The following is a 19460-nucleotide window of genomic DNA, read 5'->3' as shown; positions in this document are numbered from 1 at the left end:
TTATTAGGCCCCTATTTCTTTTTTATAAGCAACATATGAATATCCCATCGTTAATCCTACTGCCCCGACAATAATTCCAATGATTAGGAAACCTTTCCACGCTACGGGGGCAAAAATACTTAAAATCATAATAACCCCTAATACAACAAACACTTTTCCGCTAAAACGGTGTGTCTTTCTCCATACTTCTTCGTTACTTAACGTCCACGGTGTTTTTATGCCTACAAAATAATTCGGTTTACATTGTGGTAAATAGTTGCCTATAACTATAAATAAAAGACCAACAAGAATATGCGGTGTACTATTCATTGGAATGTCATAGCCTAATCCAGCTCCAATTCCAATGATATTTACTAAAAATAATAAGATTAATACACTATAATTTATTACATTATACCCCTTAGAAAACTTATCATAATTCTTATACTTCGGATCTATCTTAGGCAATACAGTCAATAAAGCATATATAAAAACCATAATTGCCACATCAAAAATCATACCTCCCATTTTAGACATATGTCCATCTACTTCACCCGAAACATTCCAGTGACTCGGAACTTCTTCTGGTAAATTCGGCCAAGCAACGCACCATGCAATAATCGTTAAAGCAATTAATAATAACGGAAATACATGTTTTCTCATTTCCCCTCTTCCCCCTTATTCGTAAACGTAAACACCCAAGTTAACAAATCTTGAAAGACAGTTGTGTTTAAAGAGTACACAACGAATTGGCCTTTCTTTTCATCTTGAATAAGTTCAGCATTTTTAAGTGCGTTTAAGTGGTGTGAAATACTTGGTTTTGTCATATTGAAATGTTCAGCGATTTCACCAGCGGTTAGATCACCTTCTTTTAATAATTCCAAAATTTTTCGCCTTGTTGGATCTGCTAATGCTTTGAACGCTTGATTCAATGTCTTTCTTCCTTTCACTAATTAAACATTTAGATATTTATCTAAATGTTAAAATGATTTCAGTTGATTGTCAATTATATACGAGGCCCTTTTTACTTTTTACGCTTTTGCCCTATACTGTTTATTAGCTTATCTTTCAACATAATGAAAAGACTTGAAACACATGATACACTATAGCTACAATTGTTTTTTTAGGAGGAATATACATATGTATAAAATTTTAATCGTTGAAGACGATCCAAATATTTCATCATTACTGCAATCTCACATTCAAAAGTATGGCTATGAGGCTGTTGTTGCGGAGAATTTCGATGATATTATGGAATCGTTTAACGCAGTGAAACCACATCTTGTGTTACTTGATGTAAACTTACCGAAATTCGATGGGTTCTACTGGTGCCGCCAAATTCGTCATGAATCTACTTGTCCAATTATTTTCATTTCAGCTCGTGCTGGTGAGATGGAACAAATTATGGCGATTGAAAGCGGTGCGGATGATTATATTACAAAACCGTTCCACTATGACGTTGTAATGGCAAAAATTAAAGGTCAATTACGCCGTATTTACGGTGATTATGCGCCAAATATTTCTGAACGTATCGTTGAAGTAGAAGGTTTAAAACTATTCCCAGAACGTCCTGAAATTCACTTCGGATCTGAGCAAGTTCTTTTAACGAAGAAAGAAGCTATTTTAGCAGAAATGTTATTATCTAAATTCCCTCGTACAGCGAGCCGTGAAGATTTACTAGCTGCCCTTTGGGATGACGAGAGCTTCGTTGAAGAAAACACATTAAACGTAAACATTACGCGTCTTCGTAAAAAGTTCAATGAGCTTGGTATTGAAAATGCTATTGAAACAGTGCGCGGACTTGGGTATCGTTTTAACGCAACTTGGAGTGAATAAGCATGAAGCTATTTTTACGTGATCATTTTGCATTTTTTCTACTGTACATATTAAACTTCGGTATCATCTTCGTTCTTTATGATGCAGTAGATGGATTCCAAAACAATAAATTTTACTTCGTCGTTTTAAGCTTATATTTATTTATTTGTTTCCTCGCTTATCGTTACGTTCGCAATCGTAGAATGTACCATAGATTAAGTGAACAACCAGAAAAAATGGAAGATGCGTTTATTGAAAGAGCAACTGCTCCAATGCCTCACGGTGTAAATGAACTTGTGCGCACGCAATATCGTCTATTCCAAAAAGAACTACAATCGTATGAAGTAAAACAACAAGAACATCAATTATTCATTAACCATTGGGTGCATCAAATGAAAACACCCGTTTCTGTTATGCAACTTATGGTGCTCGAAATGGAAGATGAACATTTAATTCCGAAATTCAAAAAAGAATTAGAACGTCTAAACCAAGGACTGGATATGGCTTTATACATGGCAAGGTTAAATAACTTCCATGAAGACTTCCATGTTGAGACGATTTCATTAAAAGATACGGTAACGAAAAACATTAATGGATTAAAAGAACTATTTATCCGAAACGGAGTCTTCCCTGTTTTAGAAGTTCATTCTGATTTACAGGTTGCTTCTGATGCGAAATGGCTAAAATTTATCATCTATCAGTTAATGACAAATGCCGTTCGTTACTCTGGTGAGCGCGGAAAGAAAGTATTCTTATCCGCTTATCGAAACGGAAAAGATATTATTTTAGAAGTTCGTGATGAAGGTGTTGGTATTCCGCAAGAAGATATTCGACGAGTATTCGAACCGTTTTACACTGGGAAAAATGGTCGTACATTCGGAGAATCTACTGGTATGGGACTTTATATCGTAAGTAAAATTTGTGATTATTTAGGTCACTCTGTCAAACTAGATTCTGAAGTTGGGAAAGGAACGACGATTAAAATCATCTTCCACAACGCTGCAAATAATCAATCAGAACATGCGGAGAAGGTGACCGAAGCATGATCGTAACATATGCAAGCAAAATGTATGAGAACTCACTCTCATACATTTTTTGCAATAAAACTACTTCTATATCTTCTAACCGGAGGTATAATTTATGACCTTTTGGCAATTTGCATTTAAAAACGTCACGCGCAACTCGAGAGCTTATTTTGCTTACTTTGTAAGTAGTTCTTTTTCGATTGCCGTTTTCTTTTCATTTGCTGTTTACTTATTCCATCCGAAATTACAAAAATTTGGCATGGTCTCTGAAATTTCAGGATTAATGATATTTTCAGAAGTAGTAATTGTATTTTTCTCTTTCTTCTTTTTACTATATTCCATTGGTACTTTTTTAAAAGTTAGAAAAAAACAATTCGGCGTCTTGACCGTTTTAGGAATATCTAGAAAACAATTACACCGTCTCGTCTTCATGGAAAATATGTTAATCGGTATTTTATCTATCTTTTTCGGCATGCAGTTTGGACTTGTCTTCTCGCAATTTTTCTTATTAGTGACAGCAAAAATTACGCACGTACCGGGCATATATTTATACTTGCCTATTAACGCGTTTATTTTAACGACAATCGTCTTCCTTAGTCTTTTTATCGTTGTATCTACATTGACACCGATGCTCATTCGTACAAAAAAAGCGGTACACCTTTTAAAAATAAATAGTAAAAAACGAAAAGAAAGAAAACCGTCCATACTTATTTCTTTATTTGGTGCGATTTGTTTATTTGGTGGCTATGCGTTAGCTGGAAATCCTAAATATTTCGTATCAGTAAGCCCACAAATAGGTGTTATATATATGGTTTCAAGTATTTTCGTCATTCCAACGCTCGTTACAATCGGTACATATTTCTTCTTTTCACAAATTAGTTTCTTACTTATTTATATTTTAAAGAAAAGAAGAAAGTTTTATATGAAACAGATTAATATGCTTTGGATTTCTGATTTAGCAAACCGTATTCGAACGAATATTAATATGCTTTTTATTGTAGCAATGCTATCTACTATCGCTTTCACAATGATTACGTTTCTATATGGGTTCGGAAAATTTATTAAGCTAGACGTTAATCGAACTTCGCCTTTCCCAATTTCTTATTTTTCTTATGATGCGAATCCTTTTGTTACAGAGCATTTAAATTGGCTTGAGCAACAATTACAAAAAGAACATTTTCCTTATAAGAAAATAAAAGCTGATATATATAAAACACCACTAAAAGAAGATAAAGATGTAGCTATTTATGATGATGTATACGCAATTAAGCAAAGTGACTATAACAAGCTTGCGAATTCTTTACGAATGAAACAACTATTTATAAATGATAACGAAGCATATGTTTTAACGGGGACGTCTTATATCACTATATTCAATGAATTTGAGCAAAGCTATAAAAGAGATTACATTACACTCTCTAGTACAAATACGAAATTAAAAGTAAAAGGCTATGAACATATCAGTGCAATTCCATCTGACTTTTCATATCAAACGATCGTATTGCCTGATATTGTCGTGAACAACTTACCTAACACGGTAAAGCATATATCAGCATATAATTACAAAATTCAAAACTGGGAACAGACGTATGAGATTGCTGATAATTTTATAGAAAAAGTGCAAAAAGATCGAAACAAATTCCAGTATGAAGGACCTCTTATTCGATCCTTTGAATCAGCAGGATCGTTATATAGAATAACATCTGGTAGTGCTGCATACTTCTTAATCGGTACATTTTTAGGAGTTATTTTCTTCATTGGTGCTGGTAGTGTTCTTTATTTTAGAATGTATACCGATTTAACGAACGAACAAGAGAAATATATAACGATTTCTAAGATCGGTGTGACAGATAAAGAGATGAAACGATCTGCAACCATTCAGCTTAGTATTTTATTTTTCGTTCCGTACATTATGGCATCCATTCATACAATGTTCGCAACGAAAATGCTGCAAGATGTAATTGGCTTATCGTTGTTCAAAGAAATTTCAGCCGTTCTTATTATTTTTGGATTCGTTGAAATCGTATTTTTCTTATTCATTCGTTCACTTTATATGCAAAAGCTATCACAATATACTAATACACATTAAAAAGGTTATTACATAAAAAAGGTGGGATCTCTTCCCTCCTTTTTCATGCTCATTATATTAGGAGGTTTAGGTGAATGACATTTTGGCAGTTTGCATTTAAAAACGTCTCGCGGAACGCCAGAGCTTATTTCGCCTATTTTGTAAGCAGTGCGTTTTCCATTGCTATTTTTTTCTCATTTGCAGTTTACTTATTTCATCCTAAATTGCATATGACAGACGTAAATTATGCTCTGAACATATTAATGACAATTTCAGAAGTTGTCATCGTATTCTTTTCATTTTTCTTTTTACTATATTCAATCGGTACTTTCTTAAAAGTACGAAAAAAGCAATTTGGGATTTTAACAGTACTTGGCATCTCTCAAAAACAATTAAAACGACTCATATTTATAGAAAACATGTTAATTGGTGTTCTTTCTATATTTTTTGGCATTCAACTTGGACTTGTCTTTTCACAGTTCTTTTTATTAGTTACCGCCAAGATTACACATGTACCTGGCTTATATTTATATTGGCCTACAAGCGCCATTATTTTAACTATCATCATCTTTCTCGGACTCTTTATTCTCGTATCATCTTTTACACCGATGCTCATTCGTACGAGAAAAGCTGTACGTCTTTTAAAAGAAGGAACAAAACAAAAAGAAAGAAAAGCATCTGTGCTCATCTCTCTATTTGGTGCAACATGTTTAATATCTGGATATGCATTAGCCGCAAATCCATTATATTTTCTGTCGCTAGGTGATATCATTGGACTTTTATATGCCGTCTCTAGTATATTTGTCATCCCATCGCTTATTGCAGCTGGAACATATTTTTTCTTCTCGCAAATTAGCTTTTTACTCATTCGTATATTAAAAGCGCGAAGAACGTTTTATATGAAACGCATTAATATGCTTTGGATTTCTGATTTAGCATCACGTATTCGGACAAACATTAACATGCTTTTTATTGTAGCGATGCTATCAACACTCGCTTTTACAATGATTACATTCTTATACGGTTTTGGGAAATTTACAAAGTTTGATGCGATAAGGGAAAACCCTTTTCCTTTTACATATTTATCACATACTGAAAATACGTTAGCGGATGAGCATTTAAACTGGTTAGAGCAGAAGTTTAATGAAGAACACTTTACTTATACAAAATTTAAAACGGATATATATGAAGTATCTTCAGCTGAAAATAATACGCAACTCTATTACGCAATTAAACAAAGTGACTATAATGTACTTGCTAAAGCATTAAATTGGGAAAAACTCACGGTGAATAAGAATGAATCTTATATTCTTATGAAAGACTTAGATGATCAAGTTATTGGAACACTTCACAATAAAGAACAGAAAAATACTCTTACACTTACTCAAAACAATTTACAACTACACGTGAAAGAATATAAAAGTTATAGTCCATTCCCAAACAGCTTAATATACCAATTACTTATACTATCTGATGAAAATGTAGAAGCCTTATCGACCGTTTCCAAGCAAATGAGTGTATATAACTTCAAAGTTACAGATTGGGAAAAAGCACATAATATCGGTTCATCGTTTATAACAAAAATCCATAACGACAATGCAGCAATTCAAGCAGAGCACCCGCCTTTCCATGCAAGTGAAGCGAGCGATTCTCTATATAAAACAAAACTAAATGTCGCTTCATTTTTCTTAATTGGTACTTTCTTAGGTGTTATTTTCTTTATCGGAGCTGGCAGTGTTCTTTACTTCCGGATGTATACAGATTTAACAAATGAGCAAGAAAAATATATAACGATTACGAAAATTGGTTTAACGGAAACTGAAATGAAACGTTCAGCGACAATTCAGCTTGCGATTCTTTTCTTCGTGCCTTACATTATGGCATCCATCCATACGATGTTCGCGACAAAGATGTTACAAGAAGTTTTACATCTCTCGTTCTTCGCTGAGATTACAGTCGTACTTATGATTTTTGGAACAGTTGAAATTTTATTTTTCCTTTTAATTCGTTCCTTTTATATGCAAAAATTATCACAACACATTAAGTTTTAAAAGATAGAAAGGTGATTACTATGGAAGAAGTATTACACATAAAAAACGTCTCAAAAGTATATGAGGGAAAAGTCCCTCATACAGCTTTAAAAAATATAAATTTACATGTAGATAAAGGTGAATTTGTCGCTATCATGGGACCATCTGGTAGCGGTAAATCTACATTTTTAAATGTTATCTCAACAATTGATTCCCCTACTTCTGGTGATGTCGTTATTAACGGAAAAAAACCACACACATTTCGTAGGGAAAAGTTAGCTATTTTCCGCCGACAAGAGTTAGGCTTTGTTTTCCAAAACTTTAACCTATTAGATACACTAACAATCGGTGAAAATATCGTACTACCTTTAACATTAGATAATATTCCATTAAAAGAAATGGATGAAAAGCTTGATAACATTTCAAAAAAGCTTGGCATTGATCATATTTTAGACAAGCGTATTTTTGAAGTTTCTGGAGGACAAGCACAACGTACCGCAGTAGCACGTGCTGTTATTCATCATCCGTCACTTCTACTTGCCGATGAACCAACAGGAAACTTAGATTCAAAAGCGGCAATTGACGTAATGGAGCTATTTACAAAATTAAACAAAGAAGAAGATGCAACAATTTTAATGGTTACGCACGATCCGTTTGCAGCAAGTTATTGTAACCGTGTTATTTTCATTAAAGATGGAGAGCTTTACAACGAACTGCACCGCGGGCTATATCGCGAGAAGTTTTATCAAGAAATATTAGATGTTTTAGCATTATTAGGAGGAAGACGTGGATGACATTTTGGCAATTTGCATTTAAAAATGTCTCGCGTAATTCTAAAGCATATTTCGCTTATTTTGTAAGCAGTGCTTTTTCTATCATGGTTTTCTTTTCATTTACTGTGTACGCGTATCATCCGCGCTTACAAAATGTACAAAGCTTTCAAGATCGGGATCCTCTAATGAATTTAGCTAGTACAGCACAGCTTGTGATCGTTATGTTCTCGTTCTTCTTTCTCTTATATTCAATTGGAACATTTTTAAATGTACGGAAGCAGCAATTCGGGATACTCACGATTCTCGGTATTTCACAGAGACAATTAAAAAGACTGTTATTTACCGAAAACATGATAATTGGGATATTGTCTATCTTTATCGGAATTCAAGGTGGCCTAGTATTTTCTAACTTTTTCTTATTAGTCACTTCGAAATTAACAAGTGCGAAAGGTCTCTATTTATATTGGCCAACAGAGGCGATTATCGTTACAACCGTAACCTTTATCATTTTATTTTTAATCGTTTCTACGTTTACGCCGATGTTTATTCGTACTCGTAAAACGGCGCAACTCATTAAAGGTAACAAAAAAATGAAAGCTGAAAAACGGCCATCTATACTCATTTCTTTATTCGCTTTAATTTGTTTAGGGCTATGCTATTATATTGCTGGTTACCCGCAAGGCTATGTAACAGAAAAAAATGTGCAAAATGGATCTGTCTTTCTCATTATGTTGTCTATTGTACCGCTCGTAATAGTCGGGACATATTTATTCTTTTCACAAACATTTCTTCTTTTCATCTATATTTTAAAGAAGCGTAGAAAGTTTTATTTGAAACAAATAAATATGTTATGGATTTCAGACTTAGTTGCTCGTACTCGTAGTAATATTAATGTACTCTTTATCGTTTCTATGCTATCTGCACTTGCATTTACGATTATTATTGGATTATTTGCTGCTAATAATAATACGAAAGCATCGGTACTAGAGCGGTATCCAGTCCCCTTCACTTATACATCAGAAGGTGACAATTCCCTTGAACAAAAACATATTACTACAATTGAAACTGAGCTTACAAATAGCAATTTCGATTACAAAAAATATAAGTTTACAGTATTAAAAGATACAGCTTCAAAAGAAGATATTATGCTTATGAAGATGAGTGATTATAACGCAATTGCTAAACAATTGAAAAGACCGGAAATAACACTTGATTCTACACAAGTTTATATTATTTCTCGCTACTCACCAGAACTTCTCAATCTCGTATCTAATCCATTTGCAAAACAAAATACGATTACACTTGGATCTAATAAAAAAGAATTTCATATTAAAGGGTTTATTAATAAGGGGATCGAGCCATCCTTTGCATTCCCACATTTAGTTGTCTTACAAGATTATGTATTTAATAATATGATTCCTCATATTGAAACGACTATAATTTATAACTATTTCGTAGAGAATTGGGAAAATGCAATCGTTCCGACGAAAAACATTTTACGTACGATTAGTGATGATGCAAATGATTTCTTTGAAAAAACCAAAGAAGAACATGCCCAAATTCCTTTTTACATTCATACAGCTACGGATGAACTCATGTACGGTAAAGGAAATGCAGTTGCTCAATTCTTTATTTGGGCATTTCTCGGGTTTATTTTCTTTATCGGTGCGGCTAGTGTTTTATATTTCCGTATGTATAATGACTTAACAACTGAGAGACAAAAGTATATTACGATTACAAAACTTGGCTTAACTGAATCAGAAATGTTTCGCTCTGCAACGATTCAATTAGGAATTTTATTTTTCGTTCCTTACATCGTCGCTGGTGTTCACACGTTATTTGCGGTTAAGTTTTTACAAAGCATGTTTTCTTTCTCATTACTAAAAGAAACATGTATCGTACTCACCTTTTTCGGGATTATCGAAATCATTTTCTTCTTCTTAATCCGCTCTCTGTACATTAATAAATTATCACAGCACATAAAAATATGAATAAAATGGCCTTGTGCAATACGCACAAGGCCATTTTCAATAGTTTTTAATTAGCAGCAATATCCACCGTAGCCGCCAGCATAACCGCCGTAACCACCATAACCACAACCGCCGCCTCCGCCGAAGCAGCTAGCACCGATGATGATTAATAAAATAAACAATACGATTAGAAGCGCAAAACCGCCGCCGCACCCATGTCTGCGGTTACAATCATCATGTCTGTGTTCACACTTTTCGCTCATTACTCTATTCCTCCTTTAGTATCATTCATAACAAGTTCACCTTGCTCTAAATGAGGGGATTCCATTTATAGTATGTTTTCAGGGCGAATAGGAAGCTTGGCTTACTTAAAAACGGGCTTGTTTTGGCAATTGGGCTTCATCAAAAAAAGATACCAATTAAGGTATCTTCTAAATAAACATATTGAATAAAAGCGCAAAACAAAATGCAATAAATGATAACAATGTCTCCAGCACTGTCCACGTTTTAAACGTTTCCTTCACCGTTAATCCTAAATACTCTTTTACAAGCCAGAACCCTGCATCATTTACGTGAGAAAACATTAATGATCCCGCGCCTGTTACTATAACGAGCAATTCTAAATTTACACCTGACATATGCTGAATAACTGGTGAAACAATTCCTGCTGCTGTCGTTAATGCTACTGTTGCTGAACCTGTTGCGATTCGAATTAATCCAGCTACCATGAAAGCTAATACGATTGGTGATAACGATATATGTTCTGCCATTTGCGCAATCGCTGTTCCAACGCCGCTTTCAATTAATATTTGTTTAAATCCACCGCCTGCACCGATTATTAAAATAATGGAACCGACAGGTAATAAGCTTTCATCCGTTAATTTTTTAATCATCTTTTTATTAATACCTTGTCTCATGCCAAGTAAATAAAATGCTGCAAAACATGAAATTAGTAAAGCGATTACTGGACTTCCAATAAATACAAAAAATTCAGTCATCTTTTTCGGTAATGAAATATATGGTGCAACGACTGATAAAATCATCAAAACTACTGGCAGTAATATAATAAAGAATGAAACTTTACGACTCGGCAAATCAGTTGATACAGTCGTAACTCGAATAAGCTCTGGCTCATTCTCAGGTATAACCCTTTTATGTACCCACTTTGCAAATATCGGTCCTGCAATAATAGCCGTTGGTAGCGCGATAAGTAATGAATATAAAAGTACCTTTCCTAAGTTCGCGTTATAAATACCGATTGCTGTCATCGCACCTGGATGCGGAGGCACGAGCCCGTGAACAATCGATAATCCAGCAATGACAGGTAACGCAATTAATAATATATTTTTCTTCGTCGTTTTTCGGATGGAAATAACGAGTGGTAATAAAATGACAATCCCCACTTCAAAAAATACCGGAATCCCTATAACAAATCCTGCAAATAACATAGCCCACGGTAGTTTCTTCACACCGAAAAATCGAATAAAGAAATCTGCCACTTGCATGCCGGCCCCTGAATCGGACATCATTTTTCCTAAAATTGTACCGAGAGCTAAAATACCAACTAAATGCCCTAGTACACTACCGACGCCAGTTTCATAGGCAGTCACTATTTTCGTCAAATTCAATCCAGACATGATAGCTAAAAATAAACTCGCAACTGTTAAACTAATAAATGCATGCCACTTCCACCATGATACCCCTAAAATAACAATCGCGATTGCAAGTAATGTGACGATTAATAAGTATATATCCATCTCCCATTCCCCTTACTTTATAAAGTGAAACTTTAATCAGTGGGGGTTTTGTTCATCCCCACTGATTATTAGTTGAACCAATCGGACGTTTATGGACAGCCCGGCTCCCACCTAACTTCTTTGCTCCAACTGAATTTTGAGGTGGGAGTTTTACTGTCCGTTAATGCGGGATAAAAAAAGAGGGCGAATACCCTCTTTTTATACGTCATAATTCACTACATAATGCTGCATTTCTGTATTGTAGTAGCCTTCGCTATATTCAATTACTTCGCCAACTTCATCGTAAGAATAACGCATACGTTTTAATAACGCTGTGCCCTCTTTTTCACCTAACGCTTCTGCAACGAAACTAGGCGCAAGTCCAACAGCAAATTCATCTCTGAAGTTTTCTAAATGAATACCTCGGTCCTCGACTAAATCGTAAAGCGATTGCAAATCAAAATCCGATAAATCTGTACTTGCCATTTTCGCTGAGAAATAGTGCGTATAATGAATATACGGTGCATCATTTAACGCATATAAACGTTCAATACGAAAACTCTCTTTACCGAATAATCGAAATGGCACTGTTCCTTCTTCATTCTGAACGATTTCTGCTTTTAGCAATTTCTTCTGTACTTTATATCCTTCTTCCACTAACACTTCAGTAAATTTCTTACCCTTTGACAGTTTTGTCGCAGACGTGTTACGGATGACTTTCGTTCCTTTACCGCTTTTCTTTTCTAAATACCCTTCTTGAGCGAGTTCTTTAATCGCATTTCGTACTGTAATTTTACTCACCTTGAACTCTTCTTCTAACTGCGGTTCGGAAGGAATATTCGTATGAATTGCATATACACCATGCAATATTCGATCACGAATAATGTTTTTTATTTGTAAATATAATGGTCCTTTTTTCCTCGTTACGTTCACCGTTACACCCACTACCTTTCTACATCACCTACTGATGCCGTCATTGCCCGAAGTATATCCTTCTCTGATGACATTGGCGTATCACCGACGATTGTATGTGCAAGCATTCCAGCTGCTGACGCAAATGAAACAGCTTTCTCTGGTGCAAACTCTTCTATCTCGCCATGAATAATCCCGCTCGTATAAGCATCTCCAGCACCTATTCTATCATATACAGAAAACGTAAGTGTTTTTGCAAAAGTGAACGCACCATCTTTACATATAAATCCGCGAAGCGAGTGTGTATTATCGCTATTAATAGAGCGATGTGTACCAGCGATTGTAGCAATACTATACGTTTCAGCTACCTTTGGAATAAGATCAACAAGTTGCGCCTCTCGCTCCGTTTCGTCTGTTTTCATTCCTAAAACAAACATCGCATCTTTTTCGTTCATCATTACAATATCAGCTAGCCCTAACATTTCTTCATAATGCGGTTTCGCCTGCTCGTACCCATCTTTTCCCCAAAGTGATGGACGATAATTGCAATCAAAGACGACAGTTCCTCCGTTTTCTTTCACTGCTTTCGCTAAAGATTTCATATGATGACGCACCGTATCATTCATCGCAAGTGTAATCCCGCAAAAATGAACAATATCAATTTCCTTCGCGATTTCTTCAAATTGATACATTTCTTCACATGCCGTATTGAAGCTACTTTCTAATCGATTTGAATATGTAACGCGGCTTGCACGTGCTCCAAATCCATTTTCTAAAAAGTACATGCCGACATATTTGCCAGCTCTTGAAACAAGCGAGGTTTGCACGCCTAATTTTTGAATGTAAGATAATGCAGCATCTCCAACCGAGTTTTCCGGTAAAGTAGAAATAAGAAGCCCTTCATGCCCGAGATGAGAAAGTGCTGCAGCAACGTTCACACCTGTACCAGAAAATGAGTATTTTAATGTATTAGCTTGCGATAACAATTCATATCCTGGTACTTGCAGGCGCATCATTACTTCGCCGAATGCTGCAATTTTCTTACGCATATTGATCAACTAACTTCTTCACGACTGCTAATAATTCACGAACATCTTCTACTTTCGTATTGCCAGTTTCTTTATCAATAATAGAAGAGTACACATGCGGGATCACTTGCTCTACATTTGCTTCAAGCGCAATACGTACAATTGTTTCAAAGTTTTCTTTATCGATTCCGCCCGTTGGCTCTAATGCGAATCCTTCTTCCGCACAAGCTTTCGCAACTGCGCGATATTCTTCTTCATGAGCTAGCCCTTTCATCGGGAAGTATTTCAATGAATTTCCGCCCATATCACGTACAAGTGCGATCGCTGTTTTAATTGGAACGATTGCTTTTTCTTCTCCAGCTGCACTAATTGGACCAGTAGAAATATTTACGTACCCTACTTTTCCTGTTGGCGATACTAAACTATTAATCCAGCTATCTTTTCCGCCAAGATTTGCACGTGTCGCTCCAACTGAAGGGAATACTTGGTTAATATGGCTACCTGGATAATGTTTCGCAATTTCAGCTACAACTGCTGCTTGGCGATTATCTCCTGCTCCTAGTCCGATTGATACAGCGTCATCAATTTCTTTTCCATATGCTTTCATCGCTGTAACAGCTTCTTCTACTGTTGGATAATCTTTTGATAATACACCTACTACTACATAACCTTCTGCTGCTTCAAAAATATCTTTCGCATTTCGGGTATTGTTCGCTAATACATTTAATGCTACGCGGCCTTTATAAAAACGTTTTTGAATGTTTGTCATTTTAGTTTCCCCCTACAATTTCTCTCAATTTTTCTTCAATCACATGTATGTCATCACCTTGAAGTGGACGTGGATCGATATCAAAGAATCCTTGTCTTACTCCGTAATCACGTGTATAAATGGCAATTTCCCCTTCGCGTAATGCTGTTACGACGTCTTTTGCTGATTTATTTAACTCATTCTCGTTAATGTGAATGCGTGCTCTAAAGATTGCTCTTCCCGCTTCATCTTGAACGATCGTTACATTTACACCGTTTAATTCTTTTAGCGGCATAAGTACTTGTAACAACTCTTTTTCTTGCTCACTCTTATCTTCTTTTACTCCGTACTCATCAAGCGCTTGAAGTAAGCCAAATGTTGTTTCTTTCCCAACTTTCATACTTCTTCCGATGCAATGTAATTGCACTTTCAGCCACTCAATATATTTTCGTTTCCCGCCAACAATACCAGAAGTAGGTCCTTCAATCGCCTTTGAACCGCTATAAATGGCAAGGTCTGCATACTTCACATATTTTTGAATGTCTTCTTCAGCTGCCGCATCTACGATAAGCGGTACGTTATTTCGCTGCGCTACTTCCCATGCTTCTTCAACAGAAATCATATTTTTTTGCACGGCATGATGTGATTTTACATACAGAATCGCTGCTGTATTTTCACCAATCGCATCTTCAATATGCTCTGCTTTCCCTTCATTTGCGTAGCCAACTTCTACAAGTTTTCCTCCGCCTAAGTAAATCATCGTTTCAACAGGAGCACCATACTGAACGTTATGACCTTTTAACATAATCACTTCATTTTTCGCGATGACCTCTTGATGAAGTCTTTCACTTTTACGGCGATTTCCTTCTGTCACGATACCAGCGATAGAAAGTGCAATTCCGCTCGATGCTGAATTCACAACGACAGCTGCCTCTGCATCTAGAATTCTCGCAATATGGTCTCCCGCTTTATCTACTAAATCAGCAATTTCCACATAATTTTGTCCCCCATGTTTCATCGCATCCATAACTGTATCTGTCGGAGCGGATACACCTAAAATACTCATTCTACCGCTCGCATTTATTACTCTTTTTAATCCGTACTTAGCATTCAATGAATGACCCATTGACTACAACCCCTTTCGTATCAATTCTTCTTTCAGCAATGCGCTGATCCCCTTCTGAATCTATTAACGTAATCTTCTCATCTTTCACCGTAAATAAAGTTAAATTTGCAATATCCCCTTCTTGAATACGGCCAAGCTCAGGTTTCTTAAGCCATTCTGCCGCATGTTTCGTCACCGCATGAATCACTTCTTCTAGCGGATAACCTAAGTAAAGGAATTTCGAAAGAACATGAGCCATACTATACACTGGACCGTGCACGCGATTCTTCCGGTAAATATCTGTACTAATTGTATTAAAGGCAATATCGTGACGCTTTGCTGCCTCTGCTACTTTAAAAGAAAAACTAGCATTACCATGCCCAACATCTAAATGAACACCGCGCTTCACTGCATCTAGTAATACAGGTAGCGGTTTGCCTTCTTCATCAAATAAATTATTTTCTTTCCCGTTTAAGTAATGTGTAATCACATCGTCTTTTTCTAAAAGAGGTACAACTTCCTCAATGCGAGGAGGTGCTGAACCGATATGTACCATAATCGGTAATGATGTTTCACGGGATAAAGAGCGCGCTACATGTAGCGGTTCAATTCCACTATCACAAACGACGCTTTTACTCATTCTCGCCTTTAACCCAACGACTACATCTTTATACTTTTCTACTGCTTCTATTACTTTCTCTTTATCTATCCATTCCATGTTGGATAATTCATCAATTCGTTTCAAACCGATGCGAGAAATATTTAAAAAGGCAAATAAATTCGTTTTTGCCTGTTCTCTACTTTTTACTAAATCTGCAATGCGATCAGCACCGCAGCTGCCTGCATCAACAATTGTCGTTACCCCTTGCTTAACGCCAATTTCATCCACCTCATCGCCATACGGATCAAACTCTGGAAAAGCATGAACGTGCAAATCAATCCAACCACTCGATACGTAAGTACCTGAGTAATCAAGAACCTTTCCACCCTCGCCAGCACCAGCTTTCGTCACCTGTGCGATTTTATTATTTTCAATTACAATGTCAATCTCTTCCCCGTTCACACGTTTCACATTACGTAGTACGAATCGTTCTGTCATTGTACTTCCACCCTTTTCTATAAGAAGCCATAAGAATACGCTTACATTAAAGTTTCATTTTTTATATCTCTTTCACACGTTTAGCGTAACACAAAAAAAGGGAGAAGTAAATATAACGTTATAATGTTTAAAATTAAATAAAAAGATGCACCTCAAAAATGCTGATAGTACAAGAAATTATATCAACGATTCGACAAGGAATATTGATTTACCGACAAAAATGCCCATCCCTTTCTTATATACGAAAAGGCTGCTCCAAATCGGAACAACCTCTTTATCTATTCCTGAACCGTCACAATAACCCCATCCATATTATTCCCTGAAATTTCATACTGCTTATTCGCTGGAACATTCACTTTCCTATTCCCGGACACTTTATAATAAGAAACCGTATATTTCTTACCTTCCACATCCGTTGTGATTTCTTTTTTCTCTTTTAAGAAGTCCAAATATTCCTCTAATGTAATTTTCTCCTTTTGCATAATAGCACTATGCGGTAATCCTACATAACGTATATGCCACGGCTCATATTGAATGCCTGTAATATGACTTTTATTTTTCGGATAACGTAAAACAAACCCGTGCTTCCATACGTTCTCTTCAATCCATTTTCCTTCAGGCGCTTTTTCCATTTTCTTTTGCGTTGATCCAACATCGAGTGATAATCCTAAATTATGTTCACTGTATCCTGCTGGAAGTGCATAGTCTGATCCCATTTCTTTATATAACTTACTTTGCTCTTTAAAATCTCGATATCCGCTATTCATTAAAAAATGTTGTACGCCATCTTTTCCAGCTGCATCGACAACGTTCAAAAACTTTTTTACAACATCCTTTGATAAGCGAAGATTTCTATCAAATATGACGTAACCTCTTACTAATTCACTATTGTGATTTACATTTATAATATCAGACCTAATACTATCTTTTTTAACTGGGTAGTCTTTATTAACTAATAATAGATCCCCTTTATAAATTTGTTCTTTTGTAACCTCTACCTTTTTCATATTTTCATTCTTTACTGCACTATTTTCCCCGCCGATTTTCACATCAATTTCTTTTTGAAATAACGGTGATATATAAACGCCTACACAGATTGTGCATGCGATAAAAAAAGAAATAAATACCCACTTTTTCATTTCTAGTTCCTCCTTAACGTAACTTACGTCTAGAATAGAAAAAACTATTAAAATAAAAAGTGGGGTAAAGTTTAAATTTTTATTAAATTGTTACGTTCTCGTCTTTTGGCAATCGCACTTCAAACATTGTTCTAACTACATTACTTTCAGCAGAAATCATACCGTTATGCTGTTCAACAATATTTTTCGCAATAAATAGCCCAAGGCCTGTCCCGCCACGGTTCTCTGACCTCGATTTATCACCTGTATAAAACATATCAAAAAGATACGGTAAGTCTTCTTCTGGAATGCTATCTCCGTAATTCATAACTTGTACGACAACTTCTCCATTATCGATATACCCATTCAGATCAACAAATTGCCCATCATATCCGTAACGAACGGCATTTGTTAACAAGTTTTCAAATACTCTAGCTAACAATTTTCCATCACCGTTAATCGGCAAATGAGGATCAACATTCAATCTAGCTTCTAAATGATGTTTTTCTAATAACGGATACAATTCCTCCTCTAACTGTATAAGTAGCTCACTTATATCAATCGGCTTTTTATCCAGCTTTAACATGCCATAATTCATACGTGTAATTTCAAATAACTCATCAATTAAACTTTCCAGCCTTTGCGATTTCGTATACGCAATTGTGGAGAAATGTTTAATTTGTTCTTTTGTTAAATTCTCATCTTTAAGAATTAAATCTAAATACCCTAACACGGATGTTAATGGCGTTCTTAAATCATGAGCTAAGTTTACAACGAGCTGGTCTTTACTACTTTCAGCAAAGTCTCCTCTTTCCACCGCTTCTTTTAACTTTTCACTCGCAACATTTATTTCACGTGCGATCTCTCCAAACTCATCGTTTGATGAAATGCGCACTTCATTTGAAAAATCTCCGTTCGCCAAATGATGAATCCCGCTTGAAATCTCATCAAAGTATTTTAAGTATGGTTTAGTAAGGAAGAAGAAAAATATAATGGATAGCGGGATGAAAATAATTAAAAAGAAATTAACATCCCCAATTTGTTTTATCATGAAACGCACTTGAGCTAACGGATCCTCATAACGAACGACTAATTTGTAATAAATCCGTAACCCTTGATAAATGATATACGTTACGCCACCAGCAAATATCATACTTAACGCAAATAGCATAACCATCTTCGAGCGAAAGCTTCTCATCTTTTTAGCCATTGAAAGTATAACCTACTCCCCACACTGTTTTGATTAACTTGTTCTTTCTTTTATCTTCCCCAAGTTTTTTCCGTAACGTACGAATATGTACCATAACTGTATTTCCGCCTTCATAATAATCATCTGCCCATACTTGCTGAAAAATATTTTCTACATTGTACACTTTCTTCGGATGGCTCGCTAATAAATATAAAATATCAAACTCTTTCGGTGTTAATTCAACTTGTTCTCCGTACACATTTACCGTTCTTCGCTCAGGATCAATAGTAACTCCGCCTACCTGTAAAGCAGATTTATTCTCTGCTACTTTCGGCTGATTCAATGTAAGAAATCGGCGTAATTGTGCATTTACACGTGCGACTAATTCAATCGGTGTAAAAGGTTTCGTCATATAATCATCTGCACCTAATACAAGACCTGTCACTTTATCAAAATCCGAAGTTTTCGCACTCAAGAAAATAATTGGCATATGATGCTTCGCGCGAATTTGACGCGTCACCTCATACCCATCCATTTTCGGCATCATAATATCTAAAACCACTAAGTCGATTGGTTGCGTTTCAATAATATGAACAGCCTCTTCTCCATCAGCTGCTTTCACGACGTGGTACCCTTCTTTTTCTAAATGTATCTCAATTAAATCAGCAATTTCTTCCTCATCATCCGCTATTAAAATGGAAATGCGCTTCATTTTACTCCCCCTTTTCCCCCGCTATTTGCGGGCAGTAAGACTCCCACCTCAAAATTCGGGTGAATCAAATAAGTTAGGTGGAAGATCAACTGCCCATAAAAGCCCGATTGGTGCGGGCTAATAATCAGTGGGGATGCCCCACTGATTAAAGTT

Annotated in this window: 18 protein-coding genes; 6 read left to right on the top strand and 12 right to left on the bottom strand. The window is 35.8% G+C overall.

The features are described 5' to 3' along the window. Positions 1-3: 3 nt before the first annotated feature. Complete coding sequence (locus MR070_RS21135) at positions 4-642, bottom strand: SdpI family protein (protein ID WP_001225596.1); 639 nt, start codon at positions 640-642, stop codon at positions 4-6. Continuing rightward, positions 639-911, bottom strand: a complete 273-nt coding sequence (locus MR070_RS21130; RefSeq protein WP_001070541.1) for an autorepressor SdpR family transcription factor — start codon at positions 909-911, stop codon at positions 639-641. The genes MR070_RS21135 and MR070_RS21130 overlap by 4 nt, the downstream gene beginning before the upstream one ends. A 208-nt stretch (positions 912-1119) precedes the next feature. Between MR070_RS21130 and MR070_RS21125 the strand changes: the two genes are divergently transcribed. The 6 genes from MR070_RS21125 to MR070_RS21100 all read left to right on the top strand — a co-directional run bounded on the left by MR070_RS21125 (position 1120) and on the right by MR070_RS21100 (position 9681). Next, positions 1120-1815: a response regulator transcription factor gene (locus tag MR070_RS21125; RefSeq protein ID WP_000276737.1), complete on the top strand. Its 696-nt coding sequence runs from the start codon at positions 1120-1122 to the stop codon at positions 1813-1815. Between the two features lie 2 nt (positions 1816-1817). Further along, entirely contained in the window at positions 1818-2840 is a 1023-nt protein-coding gene (locus MR070_RS21120) for a sensor histidine kinase (protein WP_000765331.1), read from the top strand. Between the two features lie 94 nt (positions 2841-2934). Further along, positions 2935-4908 carry an FtsX-like permease family protein gene (locus tag MR070_RS21115; RefSeq protein WP_000145041.1) on the top strand — a complete coding sequence of 658 codons (1974 nt, stop codon included), beginning with the start codon at positions 2935-2937 and terminating at the stop codon, positions 4906-4908. A gap of 74 nt (positions 4909-4982) precedes the next feature. Beyond that, positions 4983-6938: an ABC transporter permease gene (locus MR070_RS21110; RefSeq protein ID WP_000144899.1), complete on the top strand. Its 1956-nt coding sequence runs from the start codon at positions 4983-4985 to the stop codon at positions 6936-6938. 20 nt (positions 6939-6958) lie between these two features. Beyond that, positions 6959-7711: an ABC transporter ATP-binding protein gene (locus MR070_RS21105; protein WP_000393249.1), complete on the top strand. Its 753-nt coding sequence runs from the start codon at positions 6959-6961 to the stop codon at positions 7709-7711. Then, the gene (locus MR070_RS21100) at positions 7708-9681 is read left to right on the top strand and encodes an FtsX-like permease family protein (RefSeq protein WP_166688774.1); all 1974 of its coding nucleotides are present in this window, start codon (positions 7708-7710) and stop codon (positions 9679-9681) included. Before MR070_RS21105 ends, MR070_RS21100 begins: the two co-directional genes overlap by 4 nt. 50 nt (positions 9682-9731) lie before the next feature. On the opposite strand, the gene MR070_RS21095 is transcribed toward MR070_RS21100, so the two are convergent. From MR070_RS21095 to MR070_RS21050, 10 genes are all read right to left on the bottom strand, one after another. After that, the gene (locus MR070_RS21095; RefSeq protein WP_001290392.1) at positions 9732-9923 is read right to left on the bottom strand and encodes a YjcZ family sporulation protein; all 192 of its coding nucleotides are present in this window, start codon (positions 9921-9923) and stop codon (positions 9732-9734) included. A gap of 168 nt (positions 9924-10091) precedes the next feature. After that, positions 10092-11417, bottom strand: coding sequence for a gluconate permease GntP (gntP, locus tag MR070_RS21090; protein WP_242261950.1), 1326 nt, complete (start codon positions 11415-11417; stop codon positions 10092-10094). A gap of 198 nt (positions 11418-11615) precedes the next feature. Next, complete coding sequence (locus tag MR070_RS21085; RefSeq protein ID WP_000539273.1) at positions 11616-12341, bottom strand: GntR family transcriptional regulator; 726 nt, start codon at positions 12339-12341, stop codon at positions 11616-11618. Then, positions 12341-13357 carry a sugar kinase gene (locus tag MR070_RS21080; protein ID WP_001227473.1) on the bottom strand — a complete coding sequence of 339 codons (1017 nt, stop codon included), beginning with the start codon at positions 13355-13357 and terminating at the stop codon, positions 12341-12343. The genes MR070_RS21085 and MR070_RS21080 overlap by 1 nt, the downstream gene beginning before the upstream one ends. Further along, the gene (dagF, locus tag MR070_RS21075) at positions 13350-14105 is read right to left on the bottom strand and encodes a 2-dehydro-3-deoxy-phosphogluconate aldolase (protein ID WP_000181938.1); all 756 of its coding nucleotides are present in this window, start codon (positions 14103-14105) and stop codon (positions 13350-13352) included. Before dagF ends, MR070_RS21080 begins: the two co-directional genes overlap by 8 nt. A gap of 1 nt (position 14106) precedes the next feature. Then, positions 14107-15210, bottom strand: coding sequence for a DgaE family pyridoxal phosphate-dependent ammonia lyase (locus MR070_RS21070; protein WP_138320879.1), 1104 nt, complete (start codon positions 15208-15210; stop codon positions 14107-14109). Next, positions 15188-16288 (bottom strand): amidohydrolase/deacetylase family metallohydrolase, encoded by a 1101-nt coding sequence (locus tag MR070_RS21065; protein ID WP_138320877.1) that lies wholly within the window; start codon positions 16286-16288, stop codon positions 15188-15190. Before MR070_RS21065 ends, MR070_RS21070 begins: the two co-directional genes overlap by 23 nt. Before the next feature lie 278 nt (positions 16289-16566). Then, complete coding sequence (locus MR070_RS21060; RefSeq protein WP_138320875.1) at positions 16567-17427, bottom strand: M15 family metallopeptidase; 861 nt, start codon at positions 17425-17427, stop codon at positions 16567-16569. A gap of 82 nt (positions 17428-17509) precedes the next feature. Continuing rightward, positions 17510-18616, bottom strand: a complete 1107-nt coding sequence (locus MR070_RS21055) for a sensor histidine kinase (protein WP_070807055.1) — start codon at positions 18614-18616, stop codon at positions 17510-17512. Next, complete coding sequence (locus MR070_RS21050) at positions 18609-19307, bottom strand: response regulator transcription factor (protein ID WP_070807056.1); 699 nt, start codon at positions 19305-19307, stop codon at positions 18609-18611. Before MR070_RS21050 ends, MR070_RS21055 begins: the two co-directional genes overlap by 8 nt. Between the last annotated feature and the right edge of the window lie 153 nt (positions 19308-19460).

Source organism: Bacillus cereus group sp. BfR-BA-01453 (assembly GCF_022662915.1).
Classification (GTDB): Bacteria; Bacillota; Bacilli; order Bacillales; family Bacillaceae_G; genus Bacillus_A; species Bacillus_A paranthracis.
This window is presented reverse-complemented; position numbering and strand designations above follow the sequence as displayed.